The organism is Bacillus pumilus (assembly GCF_900186955.1).
GTDB lineage: Bacteria > Bacillota > Bacilli > Bacillales > Bacillaceae > Bacillus > Bacillus pumilus.
Map to the genome: position 1 here is coordinate 3,620,734 of NZ_LT906438.1, position 15,654 is coordinate 3,636,387.

General features: G+C 44.3%; 15 protein-coding genes. 1 reads left to right on the plus strand and 14 read right to left on the minus strand.

Translation table 11 applies throughout. The features are described from left to right. Positions 1-279: 279 nt before the first annotated feature. The 3 genes from CKW02_RS18950 to sigY are packed head-to-tail and all read right to left on the minus strand — an operon-like array spanning position 280 to position 1,330. Positions 280-492, minus strand: coding sequence for a hypothetical protein (locus tag CKW02_RS18950; protein WP_003214995.1), 213 nt, complete (start codon positions 490-492; stop codon positions 280-282). Further along, on the minus strand, positions 489-800 hold the full coding sequence (locus CKW02_RS18955) for a YxlC family protein (RefSeq protein WP_003215253.1): 312 nt from the start codon (positions 798-800) through the stop codon (positions 489-491). Before CKW02_RS18955 ends, CKW02_RS18950 begins: the two co-directional genes overlap by 4 nt. Further along, positions 797-1,330, minus strand: coding sequence for an RNA polymerase sigma factor SigY (sigY, locus tag CKW02_RS18960; protein ID WP_003214662.1), 534 nt, complete (start codon positions 1,328-1,330; stop codon positions 797-799). Before sigY ends, CKW02_RS18955 begins: the two co-directional genes overlap by 4 nt. A gap of 474 nt (positions 1,331-1,804) precedes the next feature. On the opposite strand from sigY, the gene CKW02_RS18965 reads away from it, so the two are divergent. Further along, on the plus strand, positions 1,805-2,842 hold the full coding sequence (locus CKW02_RS18965; protein WP_034620341.1) for a pectate lyase family protein: 1,038 nt from the start codon (positions 1,805-1,807) through the stop codon (positions 2,840-2,842). A gap of 57 nt (positions 2,843-2,899) precedes the next feature. Here CKW02_RS18965 and cydC read toward each other — a convergent pair whose 3' ends face one another. From cydC to isdE, 11 genes are all read right to left on the minus strand, one after another. Continuing rightward, on the minus strand, positions 2,900-4,633 hold the full coding sequence (gene cydC / locus CKW02_RS18970; RefSeq protein ID WP_095117919.1) for a thiol reductant ABC exporter subunit CydC: 1,734 nt from the start codon (positions 4,631-4,633) through the stop codon (positions 2,900-2,902). Then, positions 4,623-6,359, minus strand: coding sequence for a thiol reductant ABC exporter subunit CydD (cydD, locus tag CKW02_RS18975; protein WP_003215175.1), 1,737 nt, complete (start codon positions 6,357-6,359; stop codon positions 4,623-4,625). Before cydD ends, cydC begins: the two co-directional genes overlap by 11 nt. Continuing rightward, entirely contained in the window at positions 6,359-7,375 is a 1,017-nt protein-coding gene (gene cydB / locus CKW02_RS18980; protein ID WP_003215337.1) for a cytochrome d ubiquinol oxidase subunit II, read from the minus strand. Before cydB ends, cydD begins: the two co-directional genes overlap by 1 nt. Next, entirely contained in the window at positions 7,362-8,777 is a 1,416-nt protein-coding gene (locus CKW02_RS18985; RefSeq protein ID WP_003214979.1) for a cytochrome ubiquinol oxidase subunit I, read from the minus strand. Before CKW02_RS18985 ends, cydB begins: the two co-directional genes overlap by 14 nt. A 331-nt stretch (positions 8,778-9,108) precedes the next feature. Then, on the minus strand, positions 9,109-10,230 hold the full coding sequence (isdG, locus tag CKW02_RS20640) for a heme oxygenase (RefSeq protein ID WP_034620278.1): 1,122 nt from the start codon (positions 10,228-10,230) through the stop codon (positions 9,109-9,111). A gap of 1 nt (position 10,231) precedes the next feature. After that, positions 10,232-11,245 carry a FecCD family ABC transporter permease gene (locus tag CKW02_RS18995; RefSeq protein ID WP_003215353.1) on the minus strand — a complete coding sequence of 338 codons (1,014 nt, stop codon included), beginning with the start codon at positions 11,243-11,245 and terminating at the stop codon, positions 10,232-10,234. After that, positions 11,242-12,180 (minus strand): ABC transporter substrate-binding protein, encoded by a 939-nt coding sequence (locus CKW02_RS19000; protein WP_003215040.1) that lies wholly within the window; start codon positions 12,178-12,180, stop codon positions 11,242-11,244. Before CKW02_RS19000 ends, CKW02_RS18995 begins: the two co-directional genes overlap by 4 nt. An 18-nt stretch (positions 12,181-12,198) precedes the next feature. After that, a complete protein-coding gene (srtB, locus tag CKW02_RS19005) occupies positions 12,199-12,951 on the minus strand; it encodes a class B sortase (protein WP_003215377.1) in 753 nt (250 codons plus the stop codon). Between the two features lie 26 nt (positions 12,952-12,977). After that, a complete protein-coding gene (locus CKW02_RS19010; RefSeq protein WP_003214769.1) occupies positions 12,978-13,748 on the minus strand; it encodes an ABC transporter ATP-binding protein in 771 nt (256 codons plus the stop codon). Beyond that, complete coding sequence (locus tag CKW02_RS19015; RefSeq protein ID WP_003214924.1) at positions 13,735-14,721, minus strand: FecCD family ABC transporter permease; 987 nt, start codon at positions 14,719-14,721, stop codon at positions 13,735-13,737. The genes CKW02_RS19010 and CKW02_RS19015 overlap by 14 nt, the downstream gene beginning before the upstream one ends. A 33-nt stretch (positions 14,722-14,754) precedes the next feature. Further along, positions 14,755-15,642: a heme ABC transporter substrate-binding protein IsdE gene (gene isdE / locus CKW02_RS19020; RefSeq protein WP_003214804.1), complete on the minus strand. Its 888-nt coding sequence runs from the start codon at positions 15,640-15,642 to the stop codon at positions 14,755-14,757. Positions 15,643-15,654 lie beyond the last annotated feature (12 nt).

The window sequence follows — 15,654 nt, forward strand, 5'->3', positions numbered from 1 at the left end:
TTTATCCTGTTAGATTTTCTAACGCATATTGAGATTAATTTAACACCATTTGTAAAAACTGATCAATACTGATAACAGATGAAAATGATGCCGATTTGAGATGGATCAAGCAGCCGCCGCAATCGTTTTTAGAAAGTATCCCTTACAGAATGACTATTGAGCTAGAAATCATGATTTAGACGTTATATATCCCGCACTCTTTGACAATTAGATGAACCATGAATGATTTCTAGTTGATCTTCAACAAGAAAAAAGGCCTAAAGTTTTATAGGCCTCTGCTCAATCTTTTCGGATCTCCTTCTCTTTTTTTCGATCAGGGTACACGACACAAAGCCAATATAAAATAGAAGACGATGGGAAGTTAATTAAACCGACAATGCCCCAAAACCACTTATAACGTCCTCTTTTTTTGGCATCCATAAATAAAAGAAGGCCCTGCGCAAATAGTAACGGCAATGCGCACAATAAGATGATCATCTCCGACTGACTCATAAGGAAGACCCTCCTTTACTATGTTGATATTCCTTGATGCCGACAACAACGCAGAGCGGCACACTCACTACTTGAAGAAGAATGAAGATGATAGGCAAATGGGTGATGGCAGCGACAAATAGTGTGAGAATGGTCAGACTGATGAGAACGTACGCCAGTACTTCTTGTTTAAAACGCCTTTTCTCTTGTTCCTTCGCCTGCTTCAGCATCATCATGACAGCCTGTTCACTTGGCTCTTTCACTTCGATTTGATCATCTAGTTGCTGTAACTCTTCCTTTAAACGTTCGGTGAACTGATCTTCCTTCATTGAGACCACTCCTTTCGAATTTTCTTTAATCCATGATGAACCCTCGACTTCACAGTGCCTTCTCTCATCCCGAGCATTGAAGCAATCTCTGGGTAAGTAAAGCCATAATAATAGTGCAAAATAATCGGCGCTCTCTCCTGAGCCTTCAATTCGTTAAGAGCATCCCACATCTCATGCCATGTATGTCCCTTTTGCTGAATCTCCCATTTAAAACGGCGTATCGTCTCTTGATTCGCCTTTCCTTCCCTCAATTGTTCACGTTTTCTTTTCTTCTGGTGATCCAAAAATTGTCTAGATGCAATGGATATGAGCCATGTTGAAAATAAGGAATCTCCTCTAAAAGAAGAGAGTTTCATGTACGCTTTCAGCATCGTTTCTTGCATGATTTCTTCTGCAAGCTCTTGTTGAAGGGTGAGCTTCATTATATAACGGTAAAGAAAGGAATAATGATGGCGATAAAGAGCTGTAAATGCAGCATCATCCCCCTGCTTTGCCCGCTGAATCAATAATGTCTCTTCTGTCTGCTCCAAACACACCCCTCCTTCCTTTTTCTTCTCTTATTCATGAGACGACACGTATGACGATATCGTTCAAAATAGATTTTATTTTTTTAGCTTGTCTGCTTTTCTCCCTGTTGATCCAGTAATTGAAGCGTTAAATAACCAGTTTTTTCTTATGTAATGATTATGACATTCCTTCATCTCTAACAAAATGATGCGTTCTGATTTTCTATCAAGCGGAGATGCTCTCCCCCATAATCACTAGGTCATCCCAATACCTATCGTCAATGATCCTTGTCTCATTTAGATGAAAATAAAATAATCATGGCCTTAGTTTTCTAGAAAATCATGGAATACAAAGCGCCAATTCTTAGCCGATGATACCTTTTTGCATGCTATGCTCTTCCTACATTCCGAAAAAGGCAATACTGGCGAAGAAAGGAGGAGCAGTTGAATTGCAGCTTATTTTTGGAAACGTTTACATTAAAACAAAAATGAATGGAGATGTTGACTTTGAAGAAAAAAGTTCCAATGTTAGCTGGTGTGTTAGCGGTTGGTCTCGTGACTTCATTATTTGCACCTAATGGGGAGGCAAAGGCGGCAGTAAAGTATCCCGAAAGCCCTTCTATTATGGCCAATTTTAATCAACAAGGATTCTCCACATTAAATGGCGGCACAACAGGCGGTGAAGGCGGTAAAACCGTCACAGTCAAAACTGGAAATGAGCTATTGGCTGCCCTCAAAAGTAAAGGAACAAACGAAAAATTAAAAATTGTTGTCGACGGGACGATTACCCCTTCTAATACATCTGCCAATAAAATCGATGTGAAAGATACAAACAATGTCTCAATCGTCGGCAAAGGCACAAAAGGTGAATTTAATGGAATTGGCATTAAAGTATGGCGTGCCAATAACATCATCATCCGCAACCTGAAAATCCATCACAGCAAAATCGGTGATAAGGATGCCATCGGAATCGAAGGCGCTTCTAAAAACGTATGGGTCGATCATAATGAACTGTACAATACATTAAACTCTGGTAAAGATGATTATGATGGATTATTCGATGTGAAAAATGACTCCGATTATATTACCTTCTCATGGAACTATGTTCATGACAGCTGGAAAACGATGCTCATGGGCAGCTCTGATAACGACAACTACAACCGAAAAATCACATTCCACAACAACCGTTTCGAAAACCTGAATTCTCGTGTACCATCTATGCGCTTTGGGGAAGGACATGTCTATAACAACTATTACAAAGGCATCCTGACAACTGCAATTAACTCTCGTATGGGCGCAAAAATGAGAATTGAGCACAACGTATTTGAAAATACAAAAAATGCGATTGGCAGCTGGGACAGCCGTCAAGTCGGTACATGGCATGTCATCAACAACTCATATATTAACAGCTCAGGCAGTCTGCCAACGTCTTCTACAGGTACGTACAACCCTCCTTATAACTACTCCTTGCTTAACGTGAACAATGTCAAATCAGAAGTGGTATCAAATGCTGGTGTTGGAAAGGTAAATCCTTAAAACCACAAAACGTTCGGGCAGAAATCTCTGTCCGAACGTTCTTGTCATTTCATCTATTTATATTGTAGAAAACGGACGATCCATCTCATACAATTTTTGATAGCGCAGGTTTTCTTTCAGTAAATCCTGATGCTCCCCCTGCATCTCAATTTGTCCATCTTCAATAAACATAATGCGGTCACATGCCTCACAGCCAGTGAGATGATGGGTAATCCAAATGACCGTTTTTCCTTTTAACACATGGAAAATGGTTTCAAGCAGCTCACGCTCTGTGCGTGGGTCAAGTCCGACGGTGGGCTCATCTAATACAACAATCGGGGTGTTTTGCAGCAAAATCCGGGCTAACGCCATCCGTTGTCTTTCTCCACCTGAGAAACGAATTCCTGTCTCCTGCACACCGGTGTGATAGCCCTCTGGCAAAGATTCGATGGTATTGTGTAGCTGCACTTGTCTCGCTGCTTCTTTTACTTGCTCCTCTGTCGCATTAGGAGAGCCTAAGCGAATATTGTTTAAAACAGAGGTATCGAATAAATACGGCTGTTGATTGAGTACTGACACATAGGTGGACACGTTCTCTCGAATGCTTTCGACCGGTTTCCCCTGGATACTGACAGCTCCTTGATTTGGCACGACAGCTTCTTCTAACAATTTCAAAATAGTCGATTTTCCTGCACCACTTTTTCCCAAGAGAGCGAGTGATTCTCCTTGCTTCAATGAAAATGACAGATGCTTTAGCACGTGTTGGTGCAAATCATACCCAAAGGACACTTGATCAAAAGAAACAGCTTCATCTTGAGAAACAGCTGACTGATCCACTATCTTGCGATCAGATTCTCCTTCATACGAAAGCTTTTCATAATGATGTAATCTGCTGACAGCATGCTGATAGACTGGAATATCACCTGCTGCATCTGAGAGTGGAAGAAAGGCTTCCGTTAACGGAAAAAGCACAAGCACGAAGGCTGCAATCAGGGTGTGTGACATCGAGCCTGACTGCACAACTGAACCGCTCCAATACACGACAAGCACGACAGCTCCTCCAATGATAAGCTGTGCAAAAAACTGGCGCAGACGGATAAATCGGTGCTTTGCTGCTTCAAGCGCTAACAGCTGTGCTTCTTTCTGTTCATATTCATCAACAAAATCTTTCTGCCTACCGCTAAACAACCAGTCACTCACGCCCATGACGGCATCTGTTAAATGGCTGTACAGTTCATTTCTGCCTTTTTTCATTTGAATTTGTCTCGCCCGGTTCACTAGCACGGTGACGTATGGGAAAACAAATACGAGAAGTGCCATATAAAGCAGCATCAAGCCAGCAAAAGGCCACGAGAATAGACCAAGTGCCCCAATCGATGCGGCATATAAAAGCAGCGCACCGATAGATGGAAAGATGGTTTTTAAATAGGCATCCTGCAGTCTCTCAACATCATCTGACAAGAGCCCCAGCATTTCACCTGTACCCAGCTTTGTCTGTTTCGCACTTCGTTCAGCCATGTCATATAGGCGGACACGCATTTTTTCAATCATGGTCAAAATGAGCTGGTGGCTCGCCAATCTTTCTGCATAGCGGGCAGCTGAGCGTGAAATACCAAAGGTACGGACAGCTACAATTGGGACGTAGACCATAAGTATATTCTCAGGTCTTGTGGCAGCTTTTGAAATGAGAAATCCTGACGTATACATCAGCATAGAAGCAGAGAATACTGCAATTGCCCCTAGAAATAAAACTAGCGCAAACAGCTTTTGATTCTCCTTGATATAAGGTATAAACCAGCCTTTACTTACCATGTGTGACCGCCCCCATTTGCTCCTGTACCAATTGATAATACACGCCTTTTCTTTGCATCAATGATTCATGTGTACCCATTTCCGCAATCGTTCCTTGATCCATGACAATGATCTCATCCATGTCTGGCATCCAATGAAGCCTATGTGTCGCTAAGAACACAAGTTTATCTTCAAACAGCGGAAGCATTGTTTTCTTCAATTCATACTCTGTCTCAATATCGAGATGTGCCGTTGGTTCATCTAACAGCATAATGGACCGCTTGCCCAGCACCGTTCGCGCAAGCGCAATTCTTTGTGCCTGTCCGCCGCTTAGCCCTCTTCCCTGTTCTCCAATGACCTCATCAAGACCATTTGGCAGCTGCGCCACGAGCTGAGATAAGCCAGCTTCACTGGCAGCTCTTTCCACTTCTTCATCTGTTGCATGCGGTTCATAAAAACGAATGTTTTCTCTTAATGTCATGTGAAATAAATAAGGGTGCTGCGGCATATAGACGACTTCTTTTTGCCATTCCTTCATCTGTAAATGAACAAGCGGCTGGCCGTTTAGTGTGATTTGACCTGAGGTCGGTTCAACAAAGCCGCCGAGCACATCGGTTAATGTCGATTTCCCTGAACCACTGGCACCAATGATTCCGATTTTTTTCTTCCCTTTCACAGTGAGATCTACATCCTGAATCGAATAAGGGGCATGTTCGTCATGCTGGACACTCACATCTTGCAGGGTGAGCGCAGACTGTTCATTCCACTCGTTCAACTGCACTGATTGTGTTTCCTGCGCGCGGTAGCCCTTTTCTTCTAAAATGACCTGCATCGCCTCATTCGCTTCTTTTCCATTTAGCGTGGCATGATAATCATTTCCCACTTCACGTACTGGCAGGAAATATTCCGGTGCCAGCATGAGCGCCGTCAAAGCCGGCAATAACAGAAGCTCTCCTTCAATTAATCGCAAGCCAAGAAAGACAGCGACGGTTGCAATCGACAGCATGGAAAAGAAATCAAGCGCAAATGATGAAAGAAATGCGACCTTCAGCGTGCTCATGGTCGCCTTTCGATATCGCTTTGACACTTCCCCGATATTGCGGGAATGTTTTTTGCTAATCCCTAAATAACGAAGCGTTTCAAGGCCGCGGAGAGAGTCAGTAAAATGATTGGATAATTTCTCATACGATCTCCATTGTTTGGCCGCTTTACGCTGAGCGACAAGACCTAGCAAAATCATAAAGATAATTAAAATCGGCAGCGTCACGATTAAAATGACGGCAGATGTTTCGTCTAATGTCCAAACATAGATGAGGACCATTGCCGGTATCACAGCCATGTTCACCATCTTCGGTAAAAATAGCTGTAAATACTGACGATATTGAGCAATTCCCTCCATCGCTAATGTGACAAGCTTTCCTGTACCCTTTTTCTTTGTAAAAGCTGGACCTAAACGAAAGAGTTGGTCTAACAGCTGTTTTCTGACGTCTGCTCCAATTCGGGAAGAGTAGGTAAACATGACCTTCTCCCGAATCAAGGTGAGACCGTGCCGCACCAGAAAGGCAGCAAGAAACAGCAGGACATAAGGCGTTGCCTGCGAAAGGCTTTTCCCGTCAAACAGCGTAGTAATGGCATGTGCCAGCCACTGTGCTTGGAAAATAATACTTGCTCCTTGGATGAGTGACACAATACCTAAGAGGGCAAGAAGCCCTCTCATTCCTTTTAATTGAAGCAAACGTTTATCCATTAGTAGGTCATTGGCTCCTTACCGCTTACACGTTTACGGAAGACGTAATAGCTCCAAATTTGATACCCAAGCACAAAGGGCAGCAAAGAAATGGCAACAATCGTCATCACCGTCAGTGAATAAGATCCAGATGCAGCGTTTTGAATGGTCAGATCAAACGTATGGTTGATTGAGCTAATCATAACGCGCGGGAACAATGCAGTGAACAGCATCGTCACTGTCACCATGATTCCCGCACCTGTGAATAGGAATGTCCAGCCATCACGTTCTTTTTTCATAAAGAATAGCGCCGCTACGTAACAAACCACAATGAGGACAGTTAACGGAATGGTGATGATCGGGCGTACCGTATAAATGTCTGTTTCCATGATAGATACACCAACAAATAGGAAAAGAACTGGTAGCGCAATAAGCAGGACACGTTTGCCAAGCTTTCTCGCACGATCTCTTAAATCTCCCTCTGTACGAAGTGTGACGAAAATCAATCCGTGCAGAAGGCAAAGAACCGTCACAGCTAACCCGCCAATCACTGAATAAAGATTCACAAAATCCGTAAAACCAGCGTACATGTTCATGTCTTGATCAATTGGCATCCCGCGTAAAATACTTGTGAATAGCACACCGAGTAAAAACGGCGGCAACAGACTGCCAAAGAAGATCACCCAGTCCCATGCTTTGATCCAAGAGGCTTTCTCAACCTTCCCTCGGAATTCAAAGGCGACTCCGCGCCCGATAAGTGCTAAGAGGAGAACCGCAAACGGTATATAGTATCCACTGAACATCGTGGCATACCAGTTAGGGAAAGCAGCGAAAATAGCGCCCCCAGCTGTAATCAGCCAGACCTCATTCGCATCCCAGAAAGGACCAATCGTGTTAATTAAAATGCGGCGTTCGTGCGCATCCTTTCCAAGCAGCTGCATGGACATCCCAACACCAAAATCAAATCCTTCTAAGAAGAAAAATCCAACAAACAATACTGCGACAAGAATAAACCAAATCTCGTTAAGATATGCCATGATATGCGCCTCCATCAAATGGATCTGTAGACAGGTCCGTTTCATCCTTTTGATCTGTATCCTCTTCCGAATGTGCACCTTTTTTAATTTCTCGAATGAATAGGTAGGCAAGCAAGATGGCAAGAATCAGATACATCGTCGTAAAGCTAATGACTGAGAATAACAGCATGCCATACGATACGTTTGGCGAAATCGATTGAGCCGTCGTCATCATACCAAAGACCGTCCACGGCTGACGCCCAATTTCAGTCATGATCCAGCCAGCTGAGTTCGCAATAAATGGGAATGCAATCATCCCTACCATGAAGCGTAAAAACCATTTGTTCGTTTCGAGTTTCTTTCTAAAGCTCAAGTACAAGCCAATCATACTGGCAAAAATCATCAGCATGCCGGCACCAACCATGATTCTAAAGCTCCAGAAGGTTGTTTTTACTGGCGGAATGTAGTCTCCAGGACCAAACTTTGCTTCATATTCTTTTTGAAGGGTCAGCATGCCTGGCACATCTCCACTAAACTTCGAATAAGCCAAGTAACTTAAAGCAAACGGAATATTGATCTCCGCAGAGTTTTCTTTTTTATCTGTATCAATATTGGCAAATAGTGTCCAAGCCGCTGGATCTCCACTATCCTTCCAAAGGGCTTCACTTGCTGCCATCTTCATTGGCTGTGATTCCATTAAGTGCTTCGCTTGATCATGTCCAGAGAATGCCACACCTAAGCCAGAAATTAAAGCGAGAACCATGGCAATCTGGAATGATTTTTTGAAAAAGGCGATTTCTTGTTTTTTGATCATTTTATAGGCACTAACTCCTGCAATAAAGAATGCACCTGTAGCCAGCGCACCAAACAGAACGTGCGGGAATTCAACCCAAAGCTGCGGGTTCGTTACAAGAGCGCCAAAGTCATTCATTTCTGCACGGCCATTTTTAATGACAAATCCAACTGGCTCTTGCATAAATGAGTTGGCGAGTAAAATCCAAAACGCCGAAAAGATCGTACCAAGGGAAACAAGCCAAATACACAATAAATGAATCTTCTTCGGCAGACGATCCCAGCCGAATATCCAAAGTCCAATAAATGTAGATTCAAGGAAAAAGGCGAGCAGTGCTTCAATGGCAAGCGGTGCACCAAATACATCACCGACAAACCTTGAATAATCTGACCAGTTCATCCCAAACTGGAATTCCTGGAGAATCCCTGTCACCACACCTACTGCAAAATTGAGTAAGAATAGATGACCCCAAAACTTCGCCATCTTTTTATAAATCTCTTTTTTCTTGACGACATAAAGGGTCTGCATCAATGCAACGATAAACACCAAACCTATTGACATAGGAACAAAAATAAAATGAAATAATGTCGTTGAAGCAAATTGAAATCTTGCTAAAAACAGCTCACTCACAGCCTTACATCCTCCCTTACTTTCACATGCCGAATGATTCGAAATGTCTATGCTCACCATTTCACAAAATGTTCACTATTTGTTCAATGATTCACAAATAATAGCCTGTTTGAAATGGTTTACTCGGTGAAATTTTACTCTTGCTTTTCATTCGGTTAGTTATTTATACCTGTACTTTACACCCATACGCTTCAAAAATAAAGTAAATTTTACCTAAAAATTGGGAGGTATTGTGTCAGTTGTTTGAATACTTTGTCAAAGATATGTGACAGAAAGTAAAAAAACGTAAAAAAATAGCGCTGCATGTGAGTTGCAGCGCTGTGTTTCTTTTTTAGGCTTTTTTCTGTAAGGCTGGTCTAGTGACTTGCACTTCATAGTACGTAATTTTGTTTTTTAATAGACCTTCAGGTTTCGCTTTTCCATGAGCGTGCGCATCACCAAATGCCTGAGATTTTGTCCAATTCACAAAGTCTTCTTTTCGATTCCAGCGTGTATGAATGGTCACTTCATCGTAATCGGTTGTCTGCTGTGTGACCCATACTTCCATGCCTAAAAATCCTTCCATGAATTCTACTTGTCCCTGCTTGTTAAAACGCTTGACGAGGTGGTCGGCACTGCCTTTTTCTACTCTTACCTGGTTGTTGACAATGATCATGTTTTGTTCATCTCCCTTTTGTTGTTGGATCGAAGCGATTGGAATAATAAGCGGATGATCACCGTCTAAGTGAACCTCAGCCTGAATTCCAAAGACCTCTTTGAAAAAGCTTTCTGTTAATACTTCTTTTGGTGTCCCTATTTGATAAATCTGACCACGCTTCATCGCGATGAGGCGGTCACAATATTTTGCTGCCTGCTGCAGGTCGTGAAGAACCATTAAAATGGTGATCCCATGCGTCTTATTCAGCTGTTTGAGCAGCTCTAGTAAATCAAGCTGATGCGCAATATCTAAGTAAGTTGTCGGCTCATCCAGAATAATCGTCTCTGTCTTCTGAGCGAGCGCCATCGCAATATACGCTTTTTGCCTTTCTCCGCCAGACAATGTATGCAGCATTCTATTTTCATTAATCCGGCTATTGGTCACATCAAGCGCCCACTCAATCGCTTCTTGATCTGTCTTCGAGCTTTTTTTCCAGATCGAACGATGCGGACTGCGTCCAAGTGCGACCAGCTCCCGTACGGTCATAGATGGAATGGCTGTTCTCGTCTGCATGAGAACGGCGATTTCCTTTGCGATCTCCTGAGCTGTCATCTCTTTTTGCGGTATATCGTGAATGTATATCGTGCCGCTTTCGATTGACGTAAGACGTGCGGCTGCTTTAATAAAAGTCGACTTCCCTGATCCATTCGGTCCAATAATTCCTGTCACGCTTCCTTTAGGAACAGCTGCTGAAATAGATGACAGCTGAAAGCCTCCTTGACTGAGACTCACGTCATCCATAGCTATCACATCCAACTTAACCCCTCCCTTTCTTTTTTAATAAATAGAGGAAGAAAGGTGCACCGATGCAGGCAAGCAGGATACCGACAGGCAGTTCAACTGGCGTAAACCATACCCTTGCGGCTGTATCTGCAAAAACCACAAGCACGCCTCCGCCCAGCATCGAGATCGGCAGCAGATACCGGTAGTCATCTCCAATTAAAAGACGGATAAAATGAGGAACGACTAGTCCGACAAATCCAATTAAGCCGCTCACACTTACTGCTGCACCAGCTAAAAGTGCCGCCAGTGCAATTAAGAAAAACCGGGTGCGCTCTACTCTGAGACCTAGCAGCTGAGCCGATTCATCGCCAAGCAAAAGAAGATTTGCCGGCTTGATGGCAAAAAAACAAAGGCACAACCCAGCGAGCGCATATGGCGACACGAAGGTTAGATGATGCCAGCTTCGTCCATTTAATCCTCCTGATAAAAAGGGCAGGACAGCCTGTACACGCTCACTATAAAGCACCATAAACCCATTCATCACCGCCCCAAGCAGGGCATTGACTGCCACTCCCGCCAAAATCAGCTTCAGCGGTGAAACCCCTTGATCAAATGAGAGCATATACACCACAAGTGCCGCTAATAAAGCGCCAAGGAAAGCAGCGGCTGGCAGCAAATACGTGAATTGTGGAAACACAATCATGCTAAGCACAGCAGCCAATCCGCCGCCAGCCGTCACACCGATGATGCCAGGGTCAGCGAGTGGATTTCGTACGACTCCTTGTAAAATCGCCCCTGATGCTGCGAGACAGGCCCCAACGATGAAACCGATGAGAACGCGCGGTAGGCGTAAATCAATCACAATTTTCTCATGAACAGGCTGACCTGATCCCGTCAAAGCAGCGAGTAAATCTTGCAGTGATAATTGAACAGAACCTAATGCAAGCCCTAGGCATGCGCCTACAACTAACGAGATGAATAGTCCGGGTATCAGCCATCTTCGCCTCGACTGTCTTTTTTGAAAATCTAATTCTGCATTCATTTTCATGATGACAATCGCTTCAATCTTTTCTCTAGCTCATCAATCGCTCTCATCACGTCTGCGCCTGGATTCGTCCCAAATAGATCACTAGGCAGAATCTCGACGTGTCCATGTTTGACAGCTGATACATCGTGCCATGCGGCATTCTGTTTCATTTCACTCATAAAGCCCGCTTTCACATCTTCAGGATTGCTGTGGGTCATAAGCAGGATAAGATCAGGATCAGCTTCGATGACCTTTTCTGCATTGATTTGAGCGTATTGAGGGAATTTTTCGAGTGCCGGTTCATTCTCAGCAATGTTCGTCCCTCCAGCGATGTGCAGTAAATCTCCGCTTAAGGATTGAGGAAGTGCCGCCATATATGTGCCAGGTGCCCCGTATACAACGAGTGTCTTCACTTTTTTCTGAGGCTGTTTGACCTGCTTTTTCCGCTGATCGATTTGCTTGTTAAGCGCTTTTGCTTTTTGCTGCTTCCCTAGCAAATCTCCGAATAACGTAATTTGGCGCTGGATGTCCTTCACTGAATTGGCACTTGTCAAAAGAAGCTGTGAACCAATTCCTTCTATTGTAGTGATGTCCTTGCTGTTTAATTGTTCATTCCCAAGTACAACATCGGGCTTTAAGCTTGTGATGAGCTCTACATCAAATTGATGTGTGGTACCAATTGTTTGGACTGATGTAGCCTGTTGTAAGCTCTCTGGTAATTCGGCGTCCGGACGACCGACCACCTCACCGCCTAAGGCATATAGGATGCTCATGTCTCCAGTCGATAATGAGACAATACGCTGAGGGGAGTCCTCAAACGACAGCGTTCTGCCGGCAAAGTCCTTTATCTTCAGCGCACCTTGACCGCTCCCTTTCTCTACAGGTGCTGCCTGACTGCATCCGCCGAGGAGAAGCATCGAGACAAGTCCCACGAAGATCACATGTGAAAATTTCAACCGTCTGTCTCTCCTTTTCTAGTAAACTTTCTTTAGCTTTGCCTGTACCACGAGACGCCCGTTTTTCGGTGCAAGCACATGATCACAGGTCGATAGAGTGAGAATGAGGTCATCGGTGGACACGTCTGTTTTCGTTTGGTAGATTGATTTTTTCCGCACAGCTTGCAAGTAGTGCGCATATTCGCCAAGATCTCGAAAATCGGTTTGAATATAATCGAAGTCCACCGTTGTTTCATACACGGCAAAAATCTCCGCTTCATAGCTTTGATACAGCGTATCGTACTGAAATGTCCGATGCTCATCGAAGAAATCCTTTTTTAAATAGTTTGTGAGTCCAGCGAACATGGACCCATCCCTCATCCGATGTCCGTACACCACAGTATTCGGGCTTTCATGCAAGACGTCATTGCGATAATCCATAAAAATACTGCCTGCCCGGGTGTCGTTTTTTAAGTAATTACGGGTTAAGTAGAACGCATTATCGCGAGATTGGACGATTGGGTACTGAATCATCGTGTCCTTCATATTGATCCAGCCGACAATGTCATCGTTTACCTTCCGCAGTTCATCAAATGACGTACGAATGGTTCCCGGCTCCCGGCTTTCATTCATTCCTTGCTCATGTCCATACATCGTCTGAGCCTTTGCAAGCACCTGACGATTTTGATAATAGCCGAACAGCTCTAAGCCAATGGCCGACCCGCTATAAATGAATACACCTAAACAGACGATCGTCAGCATCCGCTGCCAGACCCGTTTTCCTCTTTTCACACTGTCTCACCTGCTTTTTGCACAGCTTATATCCCAACAGGCACGATATACATCCCTGTTTCTGCATCCTGTTTAATCGTGACGGACACATCATAAATGTGCCGCACATTTTCTTCTGTTAACACATCATTTGGCTGTCCTTCACTCATAATCCGGCCATTCTTCATCGCAATGATGACATCGCTGTAGCGGACAGCCTGATTCATGTCGTGTAGCACCATAACGATTGTTAGTCCATGTACGACATTGAGCTCACGGATCAGCTCAAGAATGTCAAATTGATAATAGATATCCAAATAGGTTGTCGGTTCATCTAAGAAAAGGATCGACGTTTTTTGCGCAAGTGCCATCGCAATCCATACTCGCTGCCGCTCACCGCCTGACAGTGAGGCGAGCGGCACCTTTCGTTTTTCCGTTAGCTTTGTACTGGAAAGCGCCCACTCTATCGCTCTCTCATCCTCTTCCTTATCTCCTCCGCGCATCGTCTGGTACGGCGTTCTGCCGAATGCCACGACCCTCTCGATCGTTAAATCAAGCGGCGCTTCATTTTGCTGATGGACGACAGCCAGCTTTTTTGCCAGCTCCTTTGGCTTAAATGCATTCAGTGCTTGGCCGTCTAAGTGAATTTGCCCTTTGTTTGGCGCATGGTTATTCGCCATCAATGAAAGCAGTGTGGATTTCCCTGAGCCATTCGGACCGATAATGGTTGTGATTTTCCCCTTTTCAATGTGTGTTGTGACCGATTGAACGATGTCCTTCTGCTGGTCATATGAGAATGACACCTCACGAATGTCCATGGAGACGATCCCCCCTTCTTAGTAAAAAGATCAGAAATGGTCCGCCAATCACGGCCATGATCGTAGAAGCAGGAATTTCATTTGGCGCAACAAGCGTCCTGCCGAGCGTATCAGCCGTCAGAATCAGCAAAGCCCCGCTTAACGCAGAAAATGGAATAAGTACCCGGTGATCCGAGCCGACAAGTCTTCTTGAAATGTGAGGGATAAGCAAACCGACAAACGCAATCACGCCTGCGACCGCTGCTGTCACCGCCGCAAGCAATACAGCTGTGATGGAAATCAAAAGGCGCATTCTGGTCACACGCAATCCTAAATTTTTCGCTGTCTTGTCCTGAAGAGCCAAGAGGTTACACCATCTGCTAAAGAAAAGGGCTATGACAAGGCCGACGACGCCATAGACTCCGATTAAGCGGACATCTCCCCACGTTTTCATCGTGAGATTTGACTGTCCTGATTGATTGATCGTGATATTGAAATAGCTGCAAATGGTCACAAATGCTTCAGCCATTCCAGTAAACATGGCATTGATGGCGATCCCAACCAAAATCATGCGGATGGGGCTTAATCCACCCTTCCAAGACAGAACATACACGAGGAAACACGCAATGGCTCCACCTAACACCGAAAATAAAGGAGAGTAGAAATAAAATTGAGGAAGTGCTGTTATTGCCATTAAAGAAAAGAAGCTGGCTCCTGATGAAATCCCAATGACGCCGGCATCAGCTAATGGATTCCTCATGACCGACTGCAGCAGTACACCGGAGACAGATAAAGCGGCCCCTGTAAACATTGCAATGAGCATGCGAGGAATTCTGAGATCTTTAATGATTTCTACCTGTGCATGTTGACCGGTGATGAGCCCTTCCAATAATTCAATCGGGGTGACATGAATGCTCCCCGTAATGGCGGAATAAATAAACACGCACACCAGTAAGACACTGACTGTCAGAAATAAAATCCCTGTTTTTTTCATCTTAAACGTCCTTTTATCATTCAAATTCGCCGCTTATGACGGATACAGCATACGCGTTAGTTCATCTAGTGCTTCTGCTGCCTTTAAATTGCCCGTTGTCCCGAATAAGCTTTCTTCGAGGTCATACACCCGGTCTTGCTTGACTGCATGAAAATGCTTCCAAATGTCATTTGTTTTAAATTCTTGATCAAACATGCGGACGACTTCATCTGGCATCCCATGTGCGGCCCGGAGGATGATATCTGGATTGGCTTTTTGTAAATACTCCGTATTGGAAGCCAAATACTCCATCTTCTCGCCTTTGACAATGTTCTCTCCGCCTGCGATACGCACAAGATCACCAATATATGAATGCTCTGTCGCCACCAAATAACTGCCTGGTACACCAAGCAAAATCAGAACGGATGGCTTTCGTTTTCCCTTCGTCTTCTCTTGTATGTCTTTCTTTTTTTGCTCAAAGTCAGACACAATGCGCTCGGCTTGTTTCTTTCTGTCATACTGAGCTCCAAGCTTCGTAATCGCCTTCTCCATGTTAGCCATGCTCTCGAGATTTAAGTATGTGGCAGGGACACCTGCTTGTTGAAAGGGTGTCTCTAAATCATATTGAAGGGTTGTAACGGACAGGACATCTGTCGGTTGAAGTGATTGGATGATTTCCATGTCTGGGCTCATTGGATTGCCTACTTCTGGCAGTCCTTTATAACGAGCTGGCAAGGATTTTTGGCTTGTTGGCACCCCAACAAGATCGATCTCTAAGGCATCCATGATCTCCACAGCAGCTACAGTCGTTGCCACAATGCGCGCATTTGAATCTGCGTTTTTTTTGCCTTTTGCTGAGCTTTCAGCTGACTGTGAGCAGCCCGATAAGATCACGCACACACTAAGGGCAGCGATCAAGGTACATAACATTCGATGCTTCAAAAACAGAAGCCC

Excerpts from the sequence above, each read along its gene's own strand:
- cydD (WP_003215175.1), bottom strand. The coding sequence starts at position 6,359 with ATGGATAAACGTTTGCTTCAATTAAAAGGAATGAGAGGGCTTCTTGCC.
- cydB (WP_003215337.1), bottom strand. The coding sequence starts at position 7,375 with ATGGCATATCTTAACGAGATTTGGTTTATTCTTGTCGCAGTATTGTTT.
- cydC (WP_095117919.1), bottom strand. The coding sequence starts at position 4,633 with ATGGTAAGTAAAGGCTGGTTTATACCTTATATCAAGGAGAATCAAAAG.
- CKW02_RS19010 (WP_003214769.1), bottom strand. The coding sequence starts at position 13,748 with ATGGACATTCGTGAGGTGTCATTCTCATATGACCAGCAGAAGGACATC.
- CKW02_RS18995 (WP_003215353.1), bottom strand. The coding sequence starts at position 11,245 with ATGAAAATGAATGCAGAATTAGATTTTCAAAAAAGACAGTCGAGGCGA.
- CKW02_RS18965 (WP_034620341.1), top strand. The coding sequence starts at position 1,805 with ATGTTGACTTTGAAGAAAAAAGTTCCAATGTTAGCTGGTGTGTTAGCG.
- CKW02_RS18950 (WP_003214995.1), bottom strand. The coding sequence starts at position 492 with ATGAGTCAGTCGGAGATGATCATCTTATTGTGCGCATTGCCGTTACTA.
- CKW02_RS18955 (WP_003215253.1), bottom strand. The coding sequence starts at position 800 with ATGAAGGAAGATCAGTTCACCGAACGTTTAAAGGAAGAGTTACAGCAA.
- CKW02_RS19015 (WP_003214924.1), bottom strand. The coding sequence starts at position 14,721 with ATGAAAAAAACAGGGATTTTATTTCTGACAGTCAGTGTCTTACTGGTG.